General features: G+C 39.9%; 19 protein-coding genes and 2 riboswitches. Of the genes, 8 read left to right on the plus strand and 11 right to left on the minus strand.

Annotated elements, in window-relative coordinates:
• Positions 1-217: 217 nt before the first annotated feature.
• The gene (locus AAHB12_RS01530; RefSeq protein WP_342044069.1) at positions 218-1558 is read left to right on the plus strand and encodes an MFS transporter; all 1341 of its coding nucleotides are present in this window, start codon (positions 218-220) and stop codon (positions 1556-1558) included.
• A 108-nt stretch (positions 1559-1666) separates the two neighbouring features.
• On the opposite strand, the gene AAHB12_RS01535 is transcribed toward AAHB12_RS01530, so the two are convergent.
• The 5 genes from AAHB12_RS01535 to AAHB12_RS01555 form a co-directional block, all read right to left on the minus strand.
• Complete coding sequence (locus tag AAHB12_RS01535; protein WP_129729791.1) at positions 1667-2140, minus strand: acyl-CoA thioesterase; 474 nt, start codon at positions 2138-2140, stop codon at positions 1667-1669.
• Between the two features lie 615 nt (positions 2141-2755).
• The gene (gene metE / locus AAHB12_RS01540; protein ID WP_342044070.1) at positions 2756-5053 is read right to left on the minus strand and encodes a 5-methyltetrahydropteroyltriglutamate--homocysteine S-methyltransferase; all 2298 of its coding nucleotides are present in this window, start codon (positions 5051-5053) and stop codon (positions 2756-2758) included.
• Positions 5054-5213: 160 nt separating this feature from the next.
• Positions 5214-5406: riboswitch (cobalamin riboswitch) on the minus strand.
• A 112-nt stretch (positions 5407-5518) separates the two neighbouring features.
• Positions 5519-5629: riboswitch (SAM riboswitch) on the minus strand.
• A 422-nt stretch (positions 5630-6051) separates the two neighbouring features.
• The gene (locus tag AAHB12_RS01545) at positions 6052-6540 is read right to left on the minus strand and encodes a GNAT family N-acetyltransferase (protein WP_342044071.1); all 489 of its coding nucleotides are present in this window, start codon (positions 6538-6540) and stop codon (positions 6052-6054) included.
• A gap of 69 nt (positions 6541-6609) precedes the next feature.
• Complete coding sequence (locus AAHB12_RS01550; RefSeq protein ID WP_342044072.1) at positions 6610-7095, minus strand: GNAT family N-acetyltransferase; 486 nt, start codon at positions 7093-7095, stop codon at positions 6610-6612.
• A gap of 85 nt (positions 7096-7180) precedes the next feature.
• A complete protein-coding gene (locus tag AAHB12_RS01555) occupies positions 7181-7573 on the minus strand; it encodes a YybH family protein (protein ID WP_342044073.1) in 393 nt (130 codons plus the stop codon).
• 516 nt (positions 7574-8089) lie between these two features.
• Between AAHB12_RS01555 and helD the strand changes: the two genes are divergently transcribed.
• Positions 8090-10414, plus strand: a complete 2325-nt coding sequence (helD, locus tag AAHB12_RS01560; RefSeq protein ID WP_342044074.1) for an RNA polymerase recycling motor HelD — start codon at positions 8090-8092, stop codon at positions 10412-10414.
• Positions 10415-10543: 129 nt separating this feature from the next.
• Here helD and AAHB12_RS01565 read toward each other — a convergent pair whose 3' ends face one another.
• The 5 genes from AAHB12_RS01565 to AAHB12_RS01585 all read right to left on the minus strand — a co-directional run bounded on the left by AAHB12_RS01565 (position 10544) and on the right by AAHB12_RS01585 (position 17867).
• Positions 10544-12004, minus strand: a complete 1461-nt coding sequence (locus AAHB12_RS01565) for a nicotinate phosphoribosyltransferase (protein ID WP_342044075.1) — start codon at positions 12002-12004, stop codon at positions 10544-10546.
• A 124-nt stretch (positions 12005-12128) separates the two neighbouring features.
• Complete coding sequence (locus AAHB12_RS01570) at positions 12129-12671, minus strand: TVP38/TMEM64 family protein (RefSeq protein ID WP_342044076.1); 543 nt, start codon at positions 12669-12671, stop codon at positions 12129-12131.
• 99 nt (positions 12672-12770) lie between these two features.
• Positions 12771-14027: a VanW family protein gene (locus tag AAHB12_RS01575; RefSeq protein WP_342044077.1), complete on the minus strand. Its 1257-nt coding sequence runs from the start codon at positions 14025-14027 to the stop codon at positions 12771-12773.
• A 605-nt stretch (positions 14028-14632) separates the two neighbouring features.
• Positions 14633-15817: a class I SAM-dependent rRNA methyltransferase gene (locus AAHB12_RS01580; protein ID WP_342044078.1), complete on the minus strand. Its 1185-nt coding sequence runs from the start codon at positions 15815-15817 to the stop codon at positions 14633-14635.
• 316 nt (positions 15818-16133) lie between these two features.
• Complete coding sequence (locus AAHB12_RS01585; RefSeq protein ID WP_342044079.1) at positions 16134-17867, minus strand: hypothetical protein; 1734 nt, start codon at positions 17865-17867, stop codon at positions 16134-16136.
• 526 nt (positions 17868-18393) lie between these two features.
• On the opposite strand from AAHB12_RS01585, the gene AAHB12_RS01590 reads away from it, so the two are divergent.
• A complete protein-coding gene (locus AAHB12_RS01590; protein WP_342044202.1) occupies positions 18394-19704 on the plus strand; it encodes a hemolysin family protein in 1311 nt (436 codons plus the stop codon).
• Between the two features lie 152 nt (positions 19705-19856).
• Here AAHB12_RS01590 and AAHB12_RS01595 read toward each other — a convergent pair whose 3' ends face one another.
• On the minus strand, positions 19857-20936 hold the full coding sequence (locus tag AAHB12_RS01595; RefSeq protein WP_342044080.1) for an isocitrate/isopropylmalate dehydrogenase family protein: 1080 nt from the start codon (positions 20934-20936) through the stop codon (positions 19857-19859).
• Positions 20937-21258: 322 nt separating this feature from the next.
• Between AAHB12_RS01595 and AAHB12_RS01600 the strand changes: the two genes are divergently transcribed.
• The 5 genes from AAHB12_RS01600 to AAHB12_RS01620 all read left to right on the plus strand — a co-directional run bounded on the left by AAHB12_RS01600 (position 21259) and on the right by AAHB12_RS01620 (position 25244).
• Positions 21259-22413 carry an acyl-CoA dehydrogenase family protein gene (locus AAHB12_RS01600; RefSeq protein ID WP_342044081.1) on the plus strand — a complete coding sequence of 385 codons (1155 nt, stop codon included), beginning with the start codon at positions 21259-21261 and terminating at the stop codon, positions 22411-22413.
• 173 nt (positions 22414-22586) lie between these two features.
• Positions 22587-23369, plus strand: a complete 783-nt coding sequence (locus AAHB12_RS01605; protein WP_342044082.1) for a nucleotidyltransferase domain-containing protein — start codon at positions 22587-22589, stop codon at positions 23367-23369.
• Positions 23370-23480: 111 nt separating this feature from the next.
• The gene (locus tag AAHB12_RS01610; protein ID WP_129729759.1) at positions 23481-23744 is read left to right on the plus strand and encodes a metal-sensitive transcriptional regulator; all 264 of its coding nucleotides are present in this window, start codon (positions 23481-23483) and stop codon (positions 23742-23744) included.
• 191 nt (positions 23745-23935) lie between these two features.
• Positions 23936-24109 carry an H-type small acid-soluble spore protein gene (locus tag AAHB12_RS01615; RefSeq protein ID WP_379952513.1) on the plus strand — a complete coding sequence of 58 codons (174 nt, stop codon included), beginning with the start codon at positions 23936-23938 and terminating at the stop codon, positions 24107-24109.
• Between the two features lie 181 nt (positions 24110-24290).
• Positions 24291-25244 (plus strand): aminoimidazole riboside kinase, encoded by a 954-nt coding sequence (locus AAHB12_RS01620; protein WP_342044083.1) that lies wholly within the window; start codon positions 24291-24293, stop codon positions 25242-25244.
• The last annotated feature ends 358 nt before the right edge of the window (positions 25245-25602 follow it).

The raw sequence follows: 25602 nt of genomic DNA on the forward strand, positions 1-25602 counted from the left end.
CAATTATTTTTGCAGCTTCTGAATATGTCTGAAAGTTAAATCAATCAGCAACTTTGAAAGCGTTATCGTGAATTGGTAATACATTTATAAGTAAAAATTTAAGTCAAATAACATTCATTATAAAGAGAATATGGTGCAATTTAGAAATATAAAACAAATGACTTATCAATTTTTTATTAAAATATATCATTTCTGTCTATAGGAGGGAAAAAGAGGAATGTTGAAACTTAGACAAAAGTTATTTTTCGGAACAGGGAGCTTAGGAAAAGATTTATTTAATGGTATTATTACAGCCTATTTGATGGTTTTTTATACGGATGTATTTGGTTTGACAGCTTCTTTGGCAGGATTAGTCCTGTTAATCACAAAATTAGTCGACGGAGTATCTAATCCACTTATTGGAATGATGATTGACCGGACAAATACACGTTTCGGTAAATTTAGACCTTATTTTCTTATTGTGCCTATTCCTTTTGCTGTATTCACCATTCTAACATTTACAGCACCAGATATGAGTGAAGGCATGAAATTTATTTACGCATTGATCACATACAATCTCGCTGGAATCTGTTTTACTGTATTTGATGTTTCTTATTGGGGGATAGTTCCAAGTTTAACGAAAGATCCAAAAGTTCGTACGGAGCTTATTTCTTATGGCCGGGTCTTCACTGCAGTTGGGGGATTGATTGTATCCACTTTTGCCTTGCCAATCATTCAGTTTTTCGGTAGAGGAGAAGACAAAACCGGTTATTTCTATCTGGCAGTTATCGTTGCAGTCATAGGTTCACTTTTCTCGTTTTCTACGTTCTTCAATACTAAGGAACAGTACACTACAAAAACTGAGCCTCCAACTTTTAAAGAATATTTTAAAGTGATTTTTAATAATAAAGGTGTTTTGTCAGTTGTTACAATCGTTTTAAGCTATGGATTGTGTTTTGGCTTGCAAAATGCTGTGGGTATCTATTATCTGAAATATTATATGAAACAACCTGAATTAATACCTCTTTACATGTTTTTGACTTTAGGCGGTAAAGTCATTGGATCGATTGTGGCACCAATCTTCACAAAGCGTTGGGGGAATAAACATACAACTATTAGAGCATTTATAGGTGTATTCGCACTTAGCTTGATTATGTTTTTTGCGCCGATTCAACATCCGTGGGTTTACTTTAGTCTAGCGGTTTTGATTACATTCTGTATCGGATTAGTACTGGTTTCAATGACGGCTTTGATGGCAGATTTGGCTGATCTCACGGAGTATACAACAGGTAAAAGATCAGATGGTGTTTTATTTTCCTTAAATGCTTTATCTATCCAAATAGGATTTGCAGTATCTGCAGGGGTTGCGGGGATTCTTCTTGATTCTACAGGTTATGTTGCAAATCAAGTAATACAAAATGATGCAACATTACTTTGTATTAACTTGATGAGAACGATTGGACCTGGTTTAGTTTGTATACTTGCCTTATTCATGATTAGATACTACCCAATCAATTCGAATCAGGAACTTGAAACCATTTATACGGAACTGGATAAAAAAAATAGATCTGCAATTTGATTATAAAAACGGCCTGACTAGCGTTCCTGTTACAGTATGAGAGCTTAATTATTGTAACAGGAATGCAGGTGTCTATGAAAAAATGAAGTGGATTTAAGTCTTACTATACTATCGAATCATAGCTCTATTTTTTCTATACTCCTTACGAGCAGAAGCTGTTTCAAACAGTCGTTTTTCTTCTTCTGTCTGAGGTATTACTTTGGGGACTGGAATAGGTTTTCCGTTTTGATCAACAGCTACCATGGTAAGGAAGGATTCTGTAGTTAAAGTGTTCGTACCAGATAATAAATCAGTAGAGTGAACTTTTACATAAACTTCCATAGAAGTGCGCCCTGTTGATGTAACAAAAGCCTCCAAACTAAGAGCATCTCCAAGAGTGGCAGCTGCTAAAAAGTCTACAGAATCAATGGATGCTGTCACAACTATATTATTACAATGCTTCATAGCTGCCAATGCAGCAATTTCGTCAATATAAGCTAGAACCTTTCCCCCAAATATTGTTTGCAAATGATTCGTATCTGGTGGAAGAACCAGTTTTGTCTGAATTGTTCTAGAGCGTTCTACTGAATAAGCTTGTTCCATAATTATCACTCCATTTAACAGATTTTCTGGAAAGAAGAAGGGGGGAGATGAATTTCCGGTAGGCAGTAGCCTCCAAAACTGCAAATTGCCAATTATTATTATGACAAATCAGTTCCAAACCCCTCAGATTCGTAACATAGTTCCCTTGTATGTTTTTACATAACCAGTTTGCCCGCTGAATCCACTAATCTAACCTACTTGTCCAAATACAAGAACTTTGTTATTCAAATACCATGAATCAGCAGATTTTATGTTCTTTTCATTGCGTTTGGGTTGTATGTTTTTTTCTTTTATTCTCCTTAATCTGCAAATTAAAGAACCATAAAGTATAAGGATAAAATGATACTATCTCATAAGTATTTTACTACAAGTGAGTCTTTTCCTCTTTGATAAAACTAAAAGTATCCAAGAATAAAGAAAATTCACTGATTGGCGAGCCCTGCCCTTGGGTGAAGACAGAGGCGAAGTTGCCCTTATACTGTATTCCTAACATTTCTCGCTATGCCGAATTGGCTTCCAGCTAGAAATCTATACTTACAGTGAAAAAACCCCTGATTTCCTGCTGAATGTAGGGAAATCAGGGGTTTACCTTCTAGAAAATGCTTACCTATGTTATTATCCCTTTTTCACAAGCAATTTTTCTCTCGTCTGTTCTGCAGCTTCAACCATTACCTTCAGTGCTGCAACTGTTTCATCAATACCACGTGTTTTTAAACCGCAATCTGGATTAATCCAGAATAGCTTTGGATCAAGCACTTGCAGGGCGCGATCAATGTTTCTTGTCAGCTCTTCAAGCTTTGGTACACGTGGACTATGAATGTCGTACACACCAAGGCCGATACCTTTGTCATACGTATTTTCTTCAAAGGAATGAATTAACTCCCCATGACTCTTTGATGTTTCAATTGAAATTACATCAGCATCGAGCGCCTTGATAGCATCGATAATATTTTTAAAGTCTGAATAGCACATATGGGTATGAATTTGTGTATCGTTCTGGACAGACGCTGTTGCAAGCTTGAATGCATACACGGCAGCGCCAAGGTAACTTTGCTTTTTCTCCTGTTTTAACGGCAGTCCTTCGCGAATCGCTGGCTCATCGACTTGAATCATGCGAATTCCATTTTCCTCAAGTGCCTCAACTTCTTTGCGAAGTGCAAGTGCAATTTGATTTGCAACATCATAGCGTGGGATATCATCGCGTACAAATGACCAGTTTAAAATAGTGATTGGACCTGTTAGCATTCCCTTTACAGGCTTGTCTGTTAACGATTGGGCATATACAGTTTCTGCAACTGTCATTGGTTCTTGATAGGACACGTCACCGTAAATAAGCGGCGGCTTCACACAACGAGAGCCATATGACTGTACCCAAGCAAATTTCGTAAATTGGAAGCCGGCTAATTTCTCACCGAAATATTCAACCATGTCTGTACGTTCAAACTCTCCATGTACAAACACATCTAGACCAAGCTCTTCTTGAATGTCGATCCACTTTTTAATTTCTGCTTTTATATATGTTTCATATTCTGCATTAGTCAGCTCGCCTTTGCGCCATTTCAAACGCTGTTTTCTGACTTCTTGTGTTTGCGGGAAGCTACCAATTGTTGTAGTTGGAAGCAGCGGTAATTCAAAAGCTTCTTCTTGCAAGCCTTGGCGTACGCTAAACGGTGCTTGGCGATCTGCTTTATACGTATGCAGGCTGCGAATCGCTTCCTGAACTTCTGTATTGTTTCGAACTGATGATTGATTTAATGCTTTGATAGCTTCTACACTCGCAGTGATTTCTGTCTGTATCGCTTCTTTTCCTTCTTGCAGTCCTTTTGTAAGTACAACAATTTCATGTAATTTTTCATCAGCAAACGCTAATGCACCTGTTAAGATCTCATCGAGCGCTTCTTCGTTTTTCACTGTCACAGGCACATGCAATAAGCTTGATGAAGGCTGTACAATGAGATGATCTTTTGAAACGACCTCTGTAATCTCCGCAAGAACAGAAAACTTATCATCTAGATTCGCACGCCATATGTTGCGTCCATCAATGACTCCAGCTGCAAGCACCTTATCTTGTGGGAAACCGTACTGCTTCAAAGCCGCAAGATTCTGGCCGGCATCATGTACAAAATCAAGTCCAATTCCTTGAACAGGAAGTGAGATAACCTCTTCATAATGTTCAATGCTCTCAAAATACGTTTGCAAAATCACCTTTATGTTTGGCGCTGCTTCATGTAATGCTTGATAAACCTCGTTGAATAATGCAAGCTCTTCTTTTGAAATCGTAGTTGCTAAAATCGGTTCATCGATTTGTACCCACTCTACTCCTTCTTGCTGTAATTCACGTAAAATGTCAGCATAAAGCGGTACAAATTGATTCACGACGGTTTTAAATTCACCTCTTTGATAGCCTTTTGAAAGCTTTACAAATGTTACAGGTCCTAATATTACTGGCTTTCCAGCAATATTAAGCTTTTGTTTCGCCTCTTTATAGAATTGAAGTGGACGGTTTTCGACAAGAGCAGGCACTGCTTCGCCCAGCTCGGGAACAATATAGTGATAGTTTGTGTTAAACCATTTTGTCATTTCAGATGCAACCGCACCTGTCGTGCCTCGTGCTATATTAAAATACGTCTCAAGTGATACCTTACCTCCGCTATATTCAAAGCGTTGTGGCACTAATCCGAACATAACCGCTGTATCAAGCACGTGATCATACAAGCTAAAGTCTCCAACCGGGATCAGGTCAATTCCTTGTTCATGCTGCTTCTGAAGATGCTGTAGACGAATCTCCTCAATTTGTTTTAAAAACTCTTCTTTTTCTAGTTTCCCTGCCCAAAACTGTTCAAGTGCTTGTTTCCATTCACGCTTTTCACCAATTCTTGGATATCCTAAATTTGAGCTTTTTACTGTATTCATCGTATGTTTTACACTCCTTGTATGTTTGTAGTTTATCCCCAACTAAAAAATCTCCCTTTTCTAAATAGAAAAGAGAGATTTATACGCATAGTTAACTAGAGTTGAGATATCCTGATTTTCCCAACACGTATTCCTCACTCCTCTCTATGTCCACGTAGAGTATAAGCGCACACAACAGGCAGGTCTCCTGACTTAGGTTCATCGCTTCTTATCCCTTCCCATTTCAATATGAAACAGTGGTTCATTGATAAGTCGCTCCCCATCACAGTGGCGGGACCGTGCCGGAATTTCACCGGTCTTCCCTTTTAAGCTGAGTGAATCATTCACACAGCACCTGATGCATTTTCTTATGAAATTTTAATAAGACAAGCGGCTGGGTCTCGACCCGCCCTTAGTTTACCTCTTCCTAAATATAAATAACCTCTCTATTCCCAATAGAGAGGTATTCATTATTTATGAAATCCTCTCTTATTTGTCAAAGCAATCTGCTTTGCGGGAATTAGCACCTTTTCAACAAAACTGTCAAATGGTTGCCGGGCTTCACAGGGCCAGTCCCTCCACCACTCTCAATAAGAGTTTTTAATATTTTGAATATGATAGTCATCTTAGCATGAGATACACAGGCTGTCAAAAAGAATTTTAAAGAAAACTCGCCGATTGGATAGTTTTTCTCATCCGTTTATACGAATATAAAATAACTTGTACTCGATACTTACTTATTTATTTTATAAATATAATTTTTGTGTGATGTAAGATCACTGATGAGGTATACAGTTGAAGCAGCAAAACTTTTTCATGAAAAGCTTGTAGCAAACCAAACAATACGTGCATAAAATATGTAAAGCAGCAACGATACCTATATGGGGTGTCGTTGCTGCTTTTTTTGAGTACCGTATTAGGATGTAATAGTAGGTTCAGACCTTTTAGAATGGAGACAACCCTTAATATTTTACGAATGGTTACAGCTTAACGTAAGCACTCAAAAGCGGACGGTTTTGTTAGATAGTTTTTAATCGTCCTTCAAATATTTTTTTCATGAATGCAGTGTTTACTTCACTTCCGTTTGGTTTTATCACTACTTCTTCACCGCATATCACATATCCAACAGATTCATATAATTTTATATTTTGCGGGACAGACATACGTACTTGGCAGAGAACTTCTCGCTTGCCGTGTTGGCGGGCATATGTCTCTAGCCATGAAAGCATGGATTTTGCGATGCCTTTTCCTCGTTCCTGTGGAGAAACAGAGAGGCGAGAAAAATAAAGGGAATTCTCATTTAATGAGAATTTTGCTGAGCCAATTGTAGTTTCATCTTGTATGTATAAACAGGCTTGTTCCTTATTGTGAGATAACGATTCCTGGATGGAATGTACTGTTTCGCTTAAAGCACTTGAGGGAATGTCTATATGTCGATACTCCTCAAATGCAGCCATCGTAACTGCATGAACTAAATGTGCATCTTTTGCCTCTGCCAGACAAATCATTTTTATCTCCTTCCGCAAGTTAATACAGATCTCTCTAAAGAGAGGAGCATTTAGTATACAAGATTTAAATTATTTTAGACTATGCCCTTCAAGAATTAAGGCCATATCTGCTTGTCTCATCATAAAATTCTCTGGTTTTTTCAACGAACCAAATCCGTATTGGCTATATAATCCATGAGCATCTTCGGTCGCCAGCATAAAACGAGTGCCCTTCAGTTTAGGATGATTCACAATGATGTCTAATAACCATTTGCTTAGTCCTTCACCTCTGTATGCTGGAAGAATGAAAACATCCGCTAACCAACTAAAACGAACGAAATCGGTAATAACTCTTGCAAACCCAACTTGCTGGAAGCGGCTATTGATATCGGGTGTTTTCTTGTAGATGCCGTAGCAAAGAGATGAATGATTGATCATTTCATTGACTAACTCTTTTTTTATATCCTTTGCCCAATAAGATTGCACACTTAAAAACTCGTGAATCATATCTAGATCGAGAAGTTCTTTGCTTGTAGAGATGAAAAAGTGTTCTATTTCCGCTTCAATCTTCTGCATGGGGAATACAGCCTCTCTTTCTATAGAAACTGGTATACATCGTTAATTTTTGCTTATGAGGAGATTCGCTTAATCGAGAGTCCTATCACTGAAGCAATTCAGCCCCATACGAATTATCAATTATACAACGCCAAATTCCATCAGCTTCTTTTTTAAATACGTACTTTGTGGTTCTCTCCATGGAGAATTCTGAATCTTTTTTTTGATTGGCGCTCAAAATTGCTTTTGCAATAACTAATGCTGTATCGCCAGTTTCAATGATCTCCATCTTTTCCTGATTCACAATTAAACTATGATTAAAATAATTAGCAATAGCCTCAAATGCCCGACGGATTTCTGCTTTTCCTTTAGCTAGCATTCCAGGCTTTACAACTAAAGTGGCATCTTCTGAATAGAAGTTCATTAAATCATCAAAGTTTTCTTGGTTGATTGCAAGATCTGCATTTTTTATGATTTGTTTTAATTCATGACTTTGCATAGCAACCTCCTGATTTTTGTAAATTCAGTACTTATATTAGGATATTAAACATTACCGAACGAAAAACCTTTGTATCCCATATTCATTTTTAGATAATGCTTAGCTCCCGCAGCCAGTTTTCAGGGAGTGGATTATTTGAAAGCCCTATGGAGCAAAGTTACACCAAAGTATGGGAATGAAAGAAGATGAAGAGAGTGGATAGCATTACACATCAGCGAGGATAGACTCAGCATTTATGATCCGCGTTTTTACCGAAATGGCCAATCATTTTTGTTTGAGTATCTTAAAAAAAAATGGGAAGGTAGAATAGAGGATGACGCGTGCACCTATGGACTTTGTCCTATTTCTGATTCTAGAGCAATCTACAAGTATCCCATTAACTATTTCCTTTTTTAGCTAATTCCTGCTATAATATTGCTCTATGTCAAAAGCAAAATACTTCCATAGAAAAGGCAAGTTCTCTAAGAGTGCAATGAACTTGTCTTTCCTTGTGTAGAGATGAGGAAAGGAGCAAGTATGTCAGCAAAACAGCATCCGGATTACGATTTTGAAAAGAAACGGTTAGAATTTACGAAGACGTATATTCGCTTTTTGCTTGAGCAGGCAAAGGAAAGCAAGCAGCATTATCAGGAGAATATGGGGGAAGCGTATGCCGATTTAAATGTGCTTGACAGCTCGCTCGGCTATTCCAATTTGCTTACGAACGTGCAGTTTTTAGAAATGACAGAGCGAGAGCATCGGCAGCTAGAGCACGTGCGGCATAAGCCGTATTTTGCGCGAATTGATTTTCAAGAGAGAAATCATGAGCAGCACGATAAGTTATATATCGGAAAGGCTTCGCTATACGATAAGGAGTCACAAAAGGATATTATCGTAGATTGGCGCTCTCCTGTCGCAAATGTGTATTACGACAGCAGACTCGGTGATGTGACATATGAGGTAGGGGACGAGGTTGTTACTGGAAACGTTTCGTTAAAGCGTCAATATATCATTGAGGATGGAGAGCTGGAGGAGATTCGTGACATTGATATTACAACGCACGATGAATTGCTACAGCAGGCTTTGTCGGGAAGCGCACAAAACAGGTTGACCGATATCGTGTCAACCATTCAGGATGAACAAAACAGGGTTATTCGTGCTGACCTGTATAAGCCGCTCATTGTACAGGGGGTGGCTGGAAGCGGGAAAACAACGATTGCCCTGCACCGAATTGCTTATTTTATTTACAAGCATGCCGCTTATTTCTCTCCACAGTCCATCATGATTTTGGCTCCGAGTAAGTTGTTTCTTACCTATATTTCCGAAGTGCTGCCAGAGCTTGGGGTTGATCAAGTGAGACAAACGACATTTTTGGAGTTTGTAGTACAATGCCTTGATCCAAAGCTCCGATTTTCCCATATGGAAGAGGACCTTATCTCTTTGCTGCAAGGCAGGGAGGAGGAGAAGCAGCAGGAACGGGCAAAAGTGATTGCGTTTAAGGGATCACTCCGTTTTGCTCGTCTGGTTCAACGATATGCAAAGGATATTGAGCAGGACATGATACCAGAGGGAGATTTTAAAATCGGAAATATCTTAGTCATGAAGCATGAACGGATTCAGGAGTTATTCCTGCATGAGTATAAGTATTTACCAGTATATAAACGAATTCAAAAATTGAAAATTGTCTTGATGAACTATGTAAGAACGAAGAAGGTACAATGGGAGCAGCGGATTCTCAAAAATTATGAAATTAAGCTAGGGCGTGCGCTTGCCATCGAAGATGACATGAGGCGCAAAGAAACTGTAACGCGTTTAATGGAGAAAAAGGAAACACTGATGGCGGATTTTAAAAAGGGATGCCGGACGGCTGTGAACCATTACATCAAGAGATTCCCAAAGCGGGATGTATTTGATTACTATTCTGAGCTGCTGACAAATGAAGAACTGCTAAGAACTTATGATGAACGCTTAACGGGAGCGCTTGTAAGCGGACTTGCTTCCTCACGTCTCAGGTGGAAACGGCACTATCGGGCAGAGGATGCGGCTGCGCTGCTTTATTTGCAGCACTACTTATATGGCCCGAGGCAAGAAGTAAAAACAAAAAGCATTATTATCGATGAAGCGCAGGATTATACGATGTTTGAGCTGTATGCGCTGAAAAAAATATGTAAAACTGAGCTATTTACCATATTGGGTGACTTATCGCAGGGCATTCATAGCTACCGGGGAGTAAAGAGCTGGGGAAATGTTGTCGAGCAGCTATTTCCAAAAGCAAACTATTTAACGCTTGAGCGAAGCTATCGGACAACAATTGAGATTATGAACCTAGCAAACGCGGTGTTAAGCAGCAGCTATGAGGTGAAGGTACCATTAGCGATTCCCGTTGTTCGTCATGGGGATGCGCCTGTATTCATTTTATATGACGATGAAAGACAGTTGGCAACTGCTTTGGAGCGGGCTATTTTGCGGGCGAAAGCAGATAAATTAAAGTCATTTGCCTTACTTGGGAAAACAAAAGCGGAATGTGAGTATCTCATGCGTATATTCGAGGCACATAGCTCTCTAGCTGTTGAATTAATGACAGAGCAGCGGGAGCTTGATACGTCTGTTGTTTCAATCATTCCCATCCATGTTGCGAAGGGATTGGAATTTGATTTTGTGGCAATTGTTTCCCACTCGGAAACGTATAGCAAGGAGGAACTCGATGCACAGCTTTTATATGTAGGAATGACGAGACCGCTTCACCAGCTATATGTATGTGCGAAGCGAGCAGAGGATGTGCTGCTTGATGATATAAATAAGGATTTATTCATGAGAGAGACTGGAGAACTGGGAAATAAAAGGGAAGAGGAAGACTCTTAGAAGGCGAGAGCTTGAAAACATTGTTTATAAGTGATGATAGCAATAAAATAAGGAGTTATTCTTAAATCCTCTAAAAGGAGGAATAACTCCTAAAAGTTTTTATGGTTATTTATGTTGCAGAAGTATTTATCAGGAGCGCTTTGTTGCTTCCTTTACGCGCTGAATATGCGCCATTTTATTGTTCCAGCAAGCCTCGCTTAGATCTACTGGATATTCCTCAGGATTCATCGTTCGTTTATATTCCGTCCAGAGAAGCTCCATATTTTCCGCTGCATATTGTTGGATGTCCGTGAGACGCGGTATATCGTATACAAGCTGTCCGTTTACAAAAATATCATGATGCAGCTCACGGGCTTCAAAATTTGTTACAAATTTGCTGATAAAGGTATGAACAGGATGAAACATTTTTAGCCGTTCTTCTTCTTGAGGCTTTTCTTCTTCAAGTGCAATATAATCACCTTCAGCATGGTGATTGACGAGATTAATAATTCGATACACCTTTTTTAAGCCGGGGGTACTGATCTTTTCAGGATTCGAGGAAAGTTTGATCGTATCCATCATCTTGCCATTTTCATCTTCAATCGAGACGATTTTATAAACAGCACCAAGCGCAGGCTGATCATAGGCAGTAATGAGCTTTGTCCCAATTCCCCACATATCAATCTTCGCTCCCTGTGCCTTTAAATTCATGATCGTATATTCATCTAAGTCACTTGAAGCAACGATTTTTGCTTCTGGAAATCCGGCATCATCAAGCACTTTTCGTGCTTCCTTGGAAAGATAGGCCATATCGCCGCTATCAAGACGAATGCCGATAAAATGAATACGGTCCCCAAATTCCTTTGCTACTCGAATTGCATTAGGAACTCCCGATTTCAATGTATCGTATGTATCCACGAGGAAAACGCAATTTGTATGTGTCTCAGCATATTTGCAAAAGGCTGTATATTCATCACGATACGCTTGTACAAATGCATGCGCATGTGTTCCTGAGACGGGGATGCCGAACTTTTTGCCCGCCCGGACATTGCTTGTTGCAGAAAAACCGCCGATAAAAGCTGCTCTTGTTCCCCAAAGTGCCGCATCGAACTCCTGGGCACGACGCGTACCAAATTCCATAAGGTCTTCAGAACCGACAGTCTGCTTTATCCGGGCAGCCTTGGTAGCGATAAGCGTTTGATAGTTGACGATGTTTAGCATGGCTGTTTCAATGAGCTGTGCCTCGGCAAGCGGCGCTTCGACGCGGAGCATTGGCTCATTTCCAAATACCAATTCCCCCTCCTGCATAGAGCGCAATGTTCCCGTAAACTGGAGAGTGTGTAAATAGGAGAGAAAGTCATCGCCATAACCGAGTTCTTCACGAAGATAACGAATATCGCTCTCTGTAAATCGAAACTGCCGCAAGTATTCAATGAGCTTTTCTAAACCGGCAAAAATGGCATATCCGTTGCCAAATGGAAGCTTGCGGAAGTACAGGTCAAATACTGCCCGGCGGTTATGAATTCCATCACGCCAATATGCTTCAACCATATTGATTTGATATAAATCAGTGTGTAACGCATAGCCATCATCTTCATACAGGTTATTCATCGTAGTACCCCCTAGTTAGTTTTAGTAACATTATAGCTAAAAAGATGGTTTGAGATTCCCTTCTTGATGAAACATCGCGTTGTGTATGGACTATCGGAGAGTGGGGAAATCAGCTTGCTTGCTATTATGTCCTTTTCTGTTTCCATATGAACAGAAGCATGATGACGGAAAGAGCTCCTAGTATGACTTTTCCTGTCCCGCTCCAATTAAGCACTTCAGAAACGGAGTATGTTTCTATGAGCAGGGCGGGAACCTTCCCGACTGTACTGGCAATAAGAAAAGAGAGCCAACCCATTTTCCCGAGCGCCGCAAACAATGTAACAAGACTTGACGGTACGAATGGCAGCAGCCGCAAGGAAAGAACGAGAAGAAATGCCTCTTTTCCTTCTACGTGAAGCAGCCGTTCTGCTTTTGGATAGCGCGCTGCATGTTGATTGATCCACTTACGGAAGCCATGTCGATATAAAAAGAAAGCGGCAATGGCCCCAAATGCTTCTCCTATCAGAGATACAACTGCTCCACCGGTAAAGCCAAATAGTTTTACGTTAAGAGCTGTAATAAATACACTTGGAATTACGCCAATGATGCTGATGAGGATATTGCAGAGTATACTGAACAAAAGGGCGATTTCCTTGTGGGCGCTAAGAATAGACTCTAATTGATTCATTGTCGTATATACTCCTAGTATGAATGATGTGATACCATTTTAGCATACAAATACGGAGTAAACTTGTGAAGAGGAAGATACAAAAAAACGACGTGGAAATCACGCCGTTTTTTTGTATCTGCTTTTTGAAATTTGCCCGCTTTCGATGACCTGTCCGTTTTGTTTAACAGTCTTATAAGTAGCGACAGTAATATTTTTAGATGTTTCGCTGACAACCTTCGAGGACACAGTTACGCTTTTTCCTGTGCTTGTACCAAACACACGCACAACTGTATTTGCTCCGTCAACCAAGGATTGAATGTAGATATAATGCCCTGTATTGTTTTTAAACTTCAGGTCTGGACCATAATCAGCTATAGTTGCATCCTGGCCAAGCGGCACATAATGAACCGGCTTGGAGTGATTGCTTCGTTCGACAATGGATAAATCTGCACGAAGAACGGCTCCGTACAATGTGCTGCTAACCTGGCAAACACCGCCGCCCGCTTCTTGCTCCAGCTTTCCATTCACGTATACGCCTGCTAGTTTATAGCCATTTGCAGCGTTAGTCAATCCAACATGGTCATTAAAGCTAAATACTTCATCAGGTGCAATAAATACGCCAGTTAATTTATTTGCGGCCCTTGATACATTGTAGACTTGATTTGCATTGCGGCCTGCGACTGGTGAACTGTATTCGGCAATGACTTCTTTAATGCCCATGTTTTGCACATCTTCTGTAGTACGCTCCGGCTTTGCGGCAGTGATAGGAACGTCAACACTAGCGATTGTTTTGCTTACGGCTTCTTCGGTTAAAGCTTTCAGTTTCTCTTTATCAACCTTCTCGCCGTCTACACTTGGAGAAATTGAAATATTGGTTCCTGAGATGCTGATGGATGCATTTTTCGGCTGCGTTAGGAGGCCGTTGTACTTATCCTTCATGAACTCCTCATATTTTTTGGCATCCAACTGAGCTGTTAATTCGTAGGAGCGCTGCAGCTTTCCTTCATTCGCTTGTTTCCGTAGGGTATAGCGTTCACTGATGCTGCCTTTTTGCGCCTTGAAAATCTCGTCGGCAATGTCAGTCTCTTTATATTGCACACCTAAGTCCTTCCACGTATATGTGCCTTTTGTACCACGCAAGGAGTATGTAATCGATTGCTGGTCCAGCGAGTTCATCTTTTGCTGAATAATCTTTGCTACCTCGTTTTTCGTTTTCCCATCTAACGATATATCTGCAAAGGTTGTATTCGGAAGAACATATGTATTAAGTTCCTTATTCATTTTTGATATGTAATTATAAGCAAATCCCCCAATAGCACAAATACCGATACCGGCTGCGGCTACTGAACCAATAATCCAGCTACGCACTTTCATTTCTTTCCCTCCTGAATCTCTATTCCTTCAGTGTCGTGCGGCAAAGTTGTCATCACTTTATCTCTAGTATACTACTAACTGAAAAATATGCGTAATAAAAAAATAAAATTTGTCATGATACTGTAACTTTTTAGGTAAAAGATAGAAAAGGGTAATGTGTTATATGTTATATAATAATTATACAGTAAATAAGAAACAAATTGTCATGTTAATTCTATTTTTTGTAATTTGTGTATTATTATTCCTTGTTCGGACAGTTATCATGGTGTCAAATGAGTGTACATTACAAGTAGAAAGGATTTTTACAGTTGTAAGAGGATATAAATTTCTAGTTGGAGGTCGTTCGACGTGGTCAGAAATTTTGGGAGTACAGTATAAGTGCAACTATGTCTCTATCTTCGCTCAAGGGCAGGGCTCGTCATTCGCTTTACAACAAAGAAAAACAGCCGTTGTGAAACGGCTGTACTTTTCTTACACTGTAAGAAAGTATAAATTTCCAACTGGAAGCCAATTCGACGTAGTCGGAAATTTTAAGAATACAGTATAGGTAGGGCTACGTCTCTGTCTTCGCCCAAGGACAGGTCCCGTCAATCGGCGAGTTTTCTTTACATGCGGGAATGTACTTCGTAAATAGCAAACTTTAAGTAATCTCCTTCATTTGCAGCGAGCAGCTTTGGATGGTCGTAGCCAGCTCCGCTCCAATGCACCTGACGAAGAATTTTCTTGGCATCAAATGCTGCATCCTCCACCATCTTTTGAAACATATCAGCATGGATGTGGTATGAGCAGCTGGCAGTAACGAAGAAGCCGCCATCCTTGACGAGCTTTAAGCCGTTTAAGTTAATATCCTTATATCCGCCCATTGCTTTTCTCACCGCATGAGCGGATTTCGCAAATGCAGGCGGGTCAACGATGACAACATCCCATTGCTTTTCTTCTCTAACAGCGTCCCGTAAATAATCAAATGCATTAGCTACTACAAATTCTACATTATCAAAGCCATTTAGGGCAGCATTTCGCTTTGCGGTATCAATGGCATGCTCAGAAATATCAACGGCGGTTACGTGCTTTGCTCCGTATAGACATGCATTCAGCATAAATGAGCCAGTGTGGGTAAAGCAGTCTAGTACAGTTTCATGTTGAGAAACGAGCGGTGCGATTGCAGCACGATTTTGACGCTGATCAAAGAAAAAGCCTGTTTTTTGTCCGTTTTCAATATCAACAATATAGGATACACCGTTTTCTTCTATTTGAATTTCAGTAGGAGCTTCTCCATACCAAAATCCCTTTTCCTGTTGTAGGCCCTCTAGCTCGCGTACATATACGTCGTTTCGTAAATAAACAGCCTTTGGCTCAAAAACAGTAAGAAGTCCTTTTAAAATCCATTCCTTTCTCCGCTCCATGCCGAGTGATAAAATTTGGACGACGAGAACATCCTCATACTTGTCAACAATAAGACCAGGGAGGAAGTCCGATTCACCATACACAGCACGGCAGGAACGAACATTTGGCAGCAGTCTTTGTCGGTATTCCCAAGATTTTCGAATGTGTTCGATAAAGAATGCTTCGTTTAATTCTTCATCTGGATTTTGCGTAAGAATACGTACAATCATTTGTGAATTTGGATTTATGTATCCCTTTCCTAAAAAGAAGTTTTGATGATTGTATACATCAACAAAGTCCCCTAGTTCAAAATCTCCTTCAATACGATTTACTTCGCTTTGAAATACCCAAGGATGTCCTTGTTCTAGTCGTTTTTTTCGATTACGCTGTAAAATAACTTTTGCCACGTGATTCACTCCATCATTGTATTTTGCTTATTCATCATACCTGACTTCTCCACGGGGCAAGCCCGCGTGGGTTCCAAATACTGTTTCTCTCTATCGTACACAAAGTTACCTCCGAAAAGATAAGATTGCTTTGGAGCATAGAGGTCAAAGACCACTATGGTTCATTCCTTACGTCCTGAACTGAGAACTCACAGTAGGGTTGAAACCCGACGTACAAGCAGTCCTCTGACCACATTCGCGTACGTCTTCTCTCTTTACAGAGAAGGAAGCAAAGTCACACTCCCTTTGTTTTATCAACATAATGCAAATTTTATGTTCAAGCAGATGTTACAACTATTTTTCCTTTATTACAAGTAATCCCACTATTTAGAACAACCTTACATTTATTTTTGATTTCCTCAATACATTGGTTGTGTAAAATTAGAAATTCATGAAAGAAACTATCGCAAATTTGTTTATTTGGCTTTTGTAAATCATGTTCTGTACAAAACAGAAGAAAAGCTGAGTATAAATCCCGTTGTAGTTGTATTCCGTTTGGAAGAGTATGCCAACGTTTCGATAATTGTTTTTTACTTGTATCATCAAGAATATGGTCATATTGAGAAGCCTTAAATGTCCATGTATTTGCTTCTTTTACTGTTCCGTCAGTTACTATAAAGCGATATTTCGCTTGTTGAATGAAGTATCCTGGACTTCGTTTTCCAATGCTTTTTCCAAAACGTTTGCGACGATTAAATGTACCCGTTTTTTCATTTACAGTTACCTCTTTTGCTTTCTTTTGAAGAGCTTTGATACTCATTTGTTCGATAATGAATTCATCACCCATGGAACGCAAACGATTTACTTCCTCATTATGTGCATATTTACGGCTTTCTGCTGCTTTTCGATGTAGGTCTCGAAGCTCTTTTTGTGATTTTAGGTATCGTTTGGAAAAATCCCATACCTTTTTACCTTTTGTAATACGTCCTTTTTCATCAAAATATTGTGGATTCATTGCACGACGAGAACGTTCTAAATATCGTTGTAACAAGTAGAGTTTTCTTTCATAGACAAACGTATGATCAGAGCGCTCTGCTAGGTTTTTTAGAAAGACCTTATCTTTTGACACAACTGCTAATGATTGTGTGCCAATGTCTCCAGCTACACGACCCACACCGTAAGTATGTCGGAATGAGCCGTCTTTCTTTCGTTTTGCAACAGGTATGCCTTCTAGCACGATTTGTACAAAATATCGTACTTTTCCACGAATATTCTTACGAACGATACGATTGTTCCGAATGCGATATGTTGAAAGGAGTGGCAATCCTAATGGATGGCGTTCTACATTTTGCTTATCTATTTCTTCACCATGTTTCATATAATAAGCAATAGAGGACAATGTTTCTTGAATGAATACGTCATCTTTTTTAATCATCAAAGGAAATTGCATATCATGAAAATGAATGTAAAAGTTATTTTTCTTTTCATTATGTTTTAATATGATACAACGTTCTGCTTGCTTTCCTTGAAACGTAATCAAATCATTTCGTTTATAAAAATACGGGTTTTCAGCACCTTTGAAGAGAATGGTTTCCATAGAATTCCATGACATTTCACAAGCAGACCAGACAGTTACAGCATCAGGCAAACCAAACGTAGTTTTGCGAATTTGTTTGCCATATTTACGGACGAAATCAAATGTTACATGATGTGTATTTCGAAGATTTTCCAGTGTATCAGTTAATTCTTTTTTCTTTTGCTCTAGCTTCTTTAGTTCCCTAGCGTCTTTTTCTTTATCGATTTGTTCTGAAAGGAAGTGATACAATTTCATTGTTCGCTTGTATGCCTTTGTACGGACCATTTGTTTATAGTTTTTTAACAATTCACCTAAAACGGTATTTCGAATGATACGCAGTTGTTCACCGATTCGCTCCATCTTCCAATGTTGAAATTCCCAAACATGTAATTCTACTTCTACTACATGAGAAGGAGAAAATTTTCGTATGACATCTAATTGCTTTTGAAACACTGATTTCGGTTTCCTTTGACGCTTTTTTACTTTATTTGTCATTTCATGTTTCTCCTTTCTATGTAGTAGAATCTGATTAATAGCTGGTATGATCATTAATTACGTATACGAACACATGCAACAGTTAACTCAGTTCATAGAATTATTATAATAATGGAAGTGTCTCATTATCAAATCATATCGATATAAAAAGGAAAAAATTTACATTTGTACATAGGAAAACATCGGTCAACTGAAATGGCAATAGCCATTCCTTGACTGAAGCCAATTCATCCTGAGGACAAGCTCGTCAGGTTTTCTTAGCTAAATTTCTATAACTAAGCGGCGAGGTGCCAACGAAAGGTTCTCATATTTCATCTTGTCCTATTTTAAACATCTTCAAAATAAGGATATTTTACCGACTATACGTCTAAGGGAAATTTCTTTTGGATCTCGAATTGGCGAAATTTATAATGGATTGCTTTTTATTTTATGAGGAAAAATAAAAGCAATCCATTTTTGTGCAGCATAGAAGGGTAAACCTCGGCTTCCCTAGGAGGTGCTACTGTTGGGAGCATGGAACTTAGTCATGATTGCATTTTTAATTGCGCTAACAGGTTTTTTCGTCGCAACAGAATTTGCAATCATTCGAGTGCGTCCGAGTCGAATTGACCAGCTTATAGCGGAAAATACGAAAGGCGCACTAGCCGTAAAAAAAGTAATCACCAATTTAGATGAATATTTATCAGCATGCCAACTCGGTATTACTGTCACATCACTTGGGCTTGGATGGTTGGGAGAACCGACTGTTCACCACCTGTTGGAGCCCATTTTTCGGGATATCCATCTTTCTCCAGCCATGGCAAGTACGCTTGCGTTTATTATTGCATTCTCTTCCATTACATTCTTGCATGTTGTAGTAGGGGAGCTGGCCCCAAAAACATTGGCTATTCAAGAGGCAGAGCGTATTAGCCTGAACTTTTCTAAACCAATTATTTATTTCTATAGGGTCATGTTTCCTTTTATCTGGCTCCTGAACAGTTCAGCGCGTCTTGTGACAGGGCTGTTTGGACTCAAGCCAGCATCGGAATATGAGGTAGCTCATTCAGAGGAGGAGCTGCGCTTTATCTTATCAGAGAGCTACGAAAGCGGGGAAATCAATCAAGCCGAGTTTAAATATGTAAGTAATATTTTTGAATTTGATAATCGTCTTGCAAAGGAAATTATGGTGCCGCGAACGGAGATTGTCGGGTTGTATGAAGAAGATACGATGGAAGCTCATATAGAAATAGTTCGTTCCGAAAAGTATACTCGTTATCCCGTGTTTGGAGAGGATAAAGATGAGATTCTTGGAATGGTTAATGTCAAAGACTTCTTTATTAACTATATGAAGAGTGAAGAAGGGCGTGTAGAATCTATTACCTCCTATATGCGCCCGGTTATTGAAGTAATGGAGACTGTTCCCATTCATGATTTGCTATTGCACATGCAAAAAGAGCGTATTCCTCTCGCTGTGTTATACGATGAATATGGCGGTACTGCAGGACTTGTGACCCTTGAGGATATTTTAGAGGAAATTGTCGGAGAAATTCGTGATGAATATGACGAGGATGAACGAGCACCGATTCAGCATATATCTGAGGACTACAAAATTGTGGATGGAAAGGTATTAGTAAGCGAAATTAACGATTTACTTGGTCTTCATCTAGAGGAAAATGATGTTGATACAATTGGCGGCTGGATATTAATGCAGGAGCAGGTGATTACGGAAGGACAGTCCTTTACCGTTGATGATTGGCAGCTGACCGTTATGTCTAAAGACTCTCATCAAATTAAGTTAGTTGAAATTAAAAAACTAACACCAACGGAGGAGGAAGCTGTTGTATCCGTACCGGAATAATTGCTTTCCTCAGAAGGAAATAAAGTGATGCAGTAAAGGCAATGGAGAAGTCCATTGCCTTTTGTAGTTTGTTGAAAAAATCCATTTATAAATCCCGGACTTTCCAAAAGTTGTAGTACCTTTGACAAAATCCGGGATTATAATCTAGGATATTAACTTAAAACAGTTTGATTGATTCTCTCAGAAATAGCTTCTGCGAATTCAGAAGTAGAGGCATTACCCCCTAAGTCTTTGGTCTTTACACCGTCTTTGAGTGATTGGTAAAGACCTTGTTCCACCAACTTACCAATTTCTTTAAGCTTGCTATCATTATGTCTCTCAGCAAGCCATTCCATTAACATGACTGTTGACAGCATAATACCTGTTGGATTTCCTAGATTTAGTCCTGCAATATCTGGTGCAGAACCATGGGCTGCCTGAGCCATAGCCAGTTTTTCGTTTGAGTTGATAGAAGGGGACAATCCCAGGCTTCCTACAAGTTCACCAGCTAAATCAGAAAGGATATCTCCGTACATATTCTCCGTTACGATGACATCGAAGTCTTTTGCTCGGCGGACTAAGTGAGCAGCCATTGCGTCGATATGATAATCATCTACCGCCACTTCAGGATATTGTTCAGCTACTTCACGACACACCTTTAAAAACAATCCCATACTTAAACGAAGAACATTCGCTTTATGGACAATCGTTACTTTTTTGTGGCGCTTCATAGCCATTTTAAAAGCTGCGTGGGCAATCCGCTCTGCGGCTTTTCTTGTAAATACACCTGATGTAACAACCACATCTTCTGTAATTTTCCATTCTCCATGACCGACAAACATGTTTCGGTCTGCGTAAAATCCTTCTGTGTTTTCACGGAAGATGACCAAGTCCGCTTCTCCCACTACGCTTTTAATTCCTGGCATAGTTTTAGCTGGGCGAATATTTGCAAATAAATCAAGGGTATGGCGAAGCGCCCCGCTTGGATTGAGTTTTACCTTATACTCCGGTGGATAAGCAGCAGAATCATGAGGACCAAGTATCCACCCATGAGTGTTTTCCAATGCTTTTGTGGTTACCTCTGGAAGGGGATTGTTGTGTTGTTTGATTCCTTCCCATCCCATAGGTAGGTCAATCCATTCGATTTCAACTCCAACTTTATATGCAGCAGCTTTAAATACATCAACTGTAGCGCTTACAATTTCCGGACCAATTCCATCACCAGCTAGCACACCAAGACGATAAACAGTCATTTTTAACATTCCTCTCTGCAATAGTATAGTAATAGTTTAAGATTTCTTAGAAGAGCTTGAGCTTTATACTATTAATGTAATATAAAGTTAGGGATTAATAAAATATGGTTTTTTTATATTTAACGATTGAGATTTTCTATACTTAATGCTAAGAATGTCTTTTTATTCATTTTTTATAAGATAAAAAGGAAGCTGCGCTCTTTGATAATCTTTTTACATAAGGTAAATATAACATACTCAATATTTTGAAAAATAAACCATCCTCATATACAATGAAACACAAAGTTTCATGTTGAAGAACTGGGGAAAGAAGGCGGGGAAGATGAGTGACATATTTGTAAAAACGAAATTACAAGAACAAGTGCTGGCGCAGCTAGAAAAGCTGATTGGAAGGTTTGCGGAGCGAGAACCATCCCTTGATGCATTGGGTTCTTTTCCTTTTGAAAATATACAGGAGTTAAAGGAAATCGGTTATACTTCGTTGTCATTGCCAAAGGAATATGGGGGAGAGGAGATTTCCTTATATGATTTGCTGCTCTTTCAAGAAAAAATTGCAGAGGGAGATGGCTCTACCGCCTTATCGATTGGCTGGCATATGAGCCTTTTTATGGAATTAACGGAGCATAGGCAATGGGAGGCGGAATTATTTTCTCGGATATGCGGTGAAGTGAGGAACGGGGCACTGCTAAATCGCGCTGCTACAGAGCGCGGAACCGGAAGCCCGACGCGCGGGGGAAAACCGGAAACGACAGCCCGTAAGGAAGGGAATCAATGGGTTATTAACGGTCGTAAAACATTTACGTCATTATCGCCTGTTCTTGATTATTTTATTGTTACAGCAAGCGTAGAAGGCAGCGATGATATCGCCGAGTTTCTGATACAAAGAGGAAGTGAAGGCGTTGGGATTGAAGAGACTTGGGATAGTGTTGCGCTGCGAGGCACAGCGAGCCATGATCTTGTTCTGAAGAATGTACATATTCCAATTTCTTCTTTAGTGGAAACAAAAGGTGCGATCAAGAAGCATACCGGCTCACTTCTTCACATTCCAGCGTGCTATTTAGGCATTGCGCGTGCGGCGCGAAATTACGCGATAAAGTTTGCGAAAACATATCATAATAATAGCACGCAGCAGCCTATTGCCTCTTTACCGAGCATTCAGCGTCTGATTGGAGAGATGGAGCTTGAGCTCATGCAGGCGCGCCATTTGATGTATAGCACCGCCGCCGCATATGATACAGCAGAGAATAAGGATATGCTGCGGGGAGAGCTGGCAGCCGCCAAGCATACTGCTACAAATACGGCCATCTCTGTTGTAGATAAGGCAATGAGAATTGTTGGAGCACGGAGTTTATCGGAGAAAAACCCGCTTCAACGCTACTATTTACATGTAAGAGCAGGGCTGCATAATCCGCCTGCTGATGATATTACGATTGCCTTATTAGCGAAGCTGGCAGTTGATTCTCAAGGATCGAATTAGACTTCTGAATTTGCACTTTAAGAAAGCATAAATTCCCAGCTAGAAGTGAATTCGACGCAGTGGGGAATGTTAGGAATACAGTATAAGTAGGGCTACGCCTCTGTCTCCGCTCAAAGGCAGGACCCGCCAATCGGCGAGTTTTCTTTATGTACTGAAGGAAGGATGCTAGATAGATGGATGCAGAAATTAAAAAGCAGCTTCGAGAAATCGAACGGCAGCATGATGTAAAGGTTTTATATGCAGTCGAGTCGGGAAGCCGAGCTTGGGGCTTTCCATCAAAGGAAAGCGACTATGATGTTCGCTTTGTTTATGTACATAGGAGGGACTGGTATCTTTCCATTGATCAAAAGCGTGATGTGATTGAGAAGCCCATCAGCAATATGCTGGATATAAGCGGCTGGGATTTGCGTAAGGCGCTGCAGCTGCTGGCAAAATCGAATCCGGCACTTCTAGAATGGCTTCGTTCTCCTATCGTATATGAAGAAGCCTATACAACTGCGCAGCGCCTTCGAAATATAGGATTATCACATCTGTCCAAAAAAGCTGTCATGTATCACTATTTACATATGGCGAAGGGGAATTATCAGGATTATTTACGCGGTGAAACGGTTAAAGTGAAAAAATACTTTTATGTTCTCCGGCCAATTTTTGTTTGTATGTGGTTAGAAAACGAACAATCCATTCCTCCTGTAGAGTTTGGCCAGCTGCTGCAGGCACAGCAGCGGCAGCTAGCTTCTTCTGTGTTACAGGAATTGCAGGAGCTGATTGCACGCAAGAAAGCAGGGGAGGAGTTAGGGGAGGAAGCGGCTCTCCCTGCTCTGCATATATTCATTCAAGATAAGCTATCGTATTACGAGCAATATGCGAAGCAGCTTGAGCAAAAGGGACAGACAAATATCGACCTGCTTAACAGGCTCTTTCGTGAAACCTTAGCAGAGGTATGGGAGAGAGGATAGAAGAAAGAGCCAGCCTTTTAGTGGACTCTCTTCATCGGGTATTCCTTTGACAAGTCTGCCGTAGTGTAATAACATCATACCTATAAAGGTATATAAAGAGGAGGCTGCGGCATGGAATATACGCAAGAAATGAAGAATCGTCTCAGACGGATTGAGGGACAAATTCGGGGGATTCTTCGAATGCTGGAAGAAAAACAGGATTGCAAGGATGTTGTAACACAATTGAGCGCTTCTCGTGCCGCAATCGACCGAGCTATTGGCGTGATTGTTGGAACGAATCTAGAGCATTGCTTACGTGAGCAAATGGAAAATGGAGATTACAGCGATCGCGACCTTGTGAAGGAGGCTGTTCAGCTTCTTGTCAAAAGCAGATAATCTGTCAAAGAAGTTGGCAGATTTCTCATGGGAATTTAAATACCTACAGTGGTATATAAAAAGAGACAACCAATAGGTTTACCCTATCATTTCTCATCTTCTTAGAAAAACACTTGCTTTTACTTATAATTCCGCCGGAAAGCGGGAATATAAAAGAGAGTATGAAGATTGAGGAGGGTATTTCTGTGGATATGAATCGTGTAAAGCAAATTTTATCGTCTCCTGGAAATGTTCGTGTTGAATACCATGGTGTTTCAGTTTGGATTGAAAGCTGTGACGAAGGAAATGGTATCGCAAACGTGCATGATATTACAAACCCAGACGAAACAGTAGAAGTGAAGGTAGCAGAGTTGGAAGAGATATAAGAGAAGCCGGTCAGATTCATTTCTGACTGGCTTTTCTTCATACTTTAAAAAGGTGTAAATTTCCATATGGAAGCGAGTCAGGCATATTTTCTTATAGAAAAGATATAAATTATAACACCGCTTTCTCATCGTTTTTTGAAATGGTACAATAGATTTGTAGATCACTCTAGTTGTAGAAAGGATGTTACGTTTGAAACAAGGGATTATTTGTTTAGGTGAAGCATTAATTGATTTTATTCCAACAGATGAAACAAATCTGACATATCAAAAGTGTCCAGGCGGTGCACCTGCAAATGTAGCAGTAGGCGTGGCGAGACTTGGCGTAAAGTCGACATTTCTCGGGAAATTAGGCAATGATGTGTTAGGGGAATTTTTGAAAGAAACGCTGCATGATTATGGTGTAGATACATCCTATCTTCCGCTGACAAGTGAGGCAAAAACAGGAGTTGTCTTTGTTACTCTTGCGGCAAATGGAGAAAGAAGCTTTGAATTTTTTGTCGACCGCAGTGCTGATCAGTTGCTAAGTGAAGAGGATATGGATGAGAGTTTGTTTGAAGGGAGCAAGCTTTTGCATTTTGGTTCTATTTCCCTTATTCATGAGCCATCCCGCAGCGCAACAATTCGTGCAGTTGAGCTTGCGAAAAAGCACGGTGTTCTTGTTTCGTATGATCCGAACCTTCGTCTTGGGCTTTGGAATAGTGCAGAGGAAGCGCGTGAAACAATTTTGTCTATGATGAGTCATGCGGATATTTTGAAAATTTCTGAAGAGGAATTGGAATTTTTAACGGGCTATGCGGATATTGAGCAAGGGCTGAAGGCACTATCTATTTATAATATCCCGTACATTTTTGTAACGCTTGGAGCAGAGGGAAGCTATGTTGCGGCAGGCAAGAATATGAGCAAGGTATCTGCGATGAAGGTGCAGGCAGTCGATACAACTGGAGCAGGTGATGCATATGTATCAGGTATTTTGTACAGCTTCCATGAGTTTAACGGAGCAGCTGCGACTGTAAGTGATTTAGAGCAGTTTGCGAAATTCGCGAGTGTATCTGGTGGCTTGGCAGCATCGAAAAAAGGTGCGATGACAGCACTTCCTACTCTAGAACAGGTATTGGAGCTTGCTGAGAAATGCTAGTATAATACTGTCCATGAATGGAACCGGTTCTTTTTCAGAGGAATGGAACATAAAAACTGGATAGGTGAACAGCAAAGAAAGCAAAAAAGGGGGAGTAATCCCTCTTTTTGTGTTTTTACACTTTAAGAAAATATAAATTTCTAGCCGGGAGATCATTTGACGTAGTGAGAAATTTAATGAGACAACATAAAAAGGTAGTATGCATCCTAAAGAAAGAGTGCTATAATTTAAAACGAAATGATTTCGTTTTAAATTATACGAAAGGATGGAGATCTATGTAGGTATTTCAAGTAAGTGAAAAAGCACTAAAGAATTGTATGGAAGAATAGAGGCTGTTATAAATACAATCTGTTAAGTT

This window comes from Bacillus sp. OTU530, from assembly GCF_038440375.1.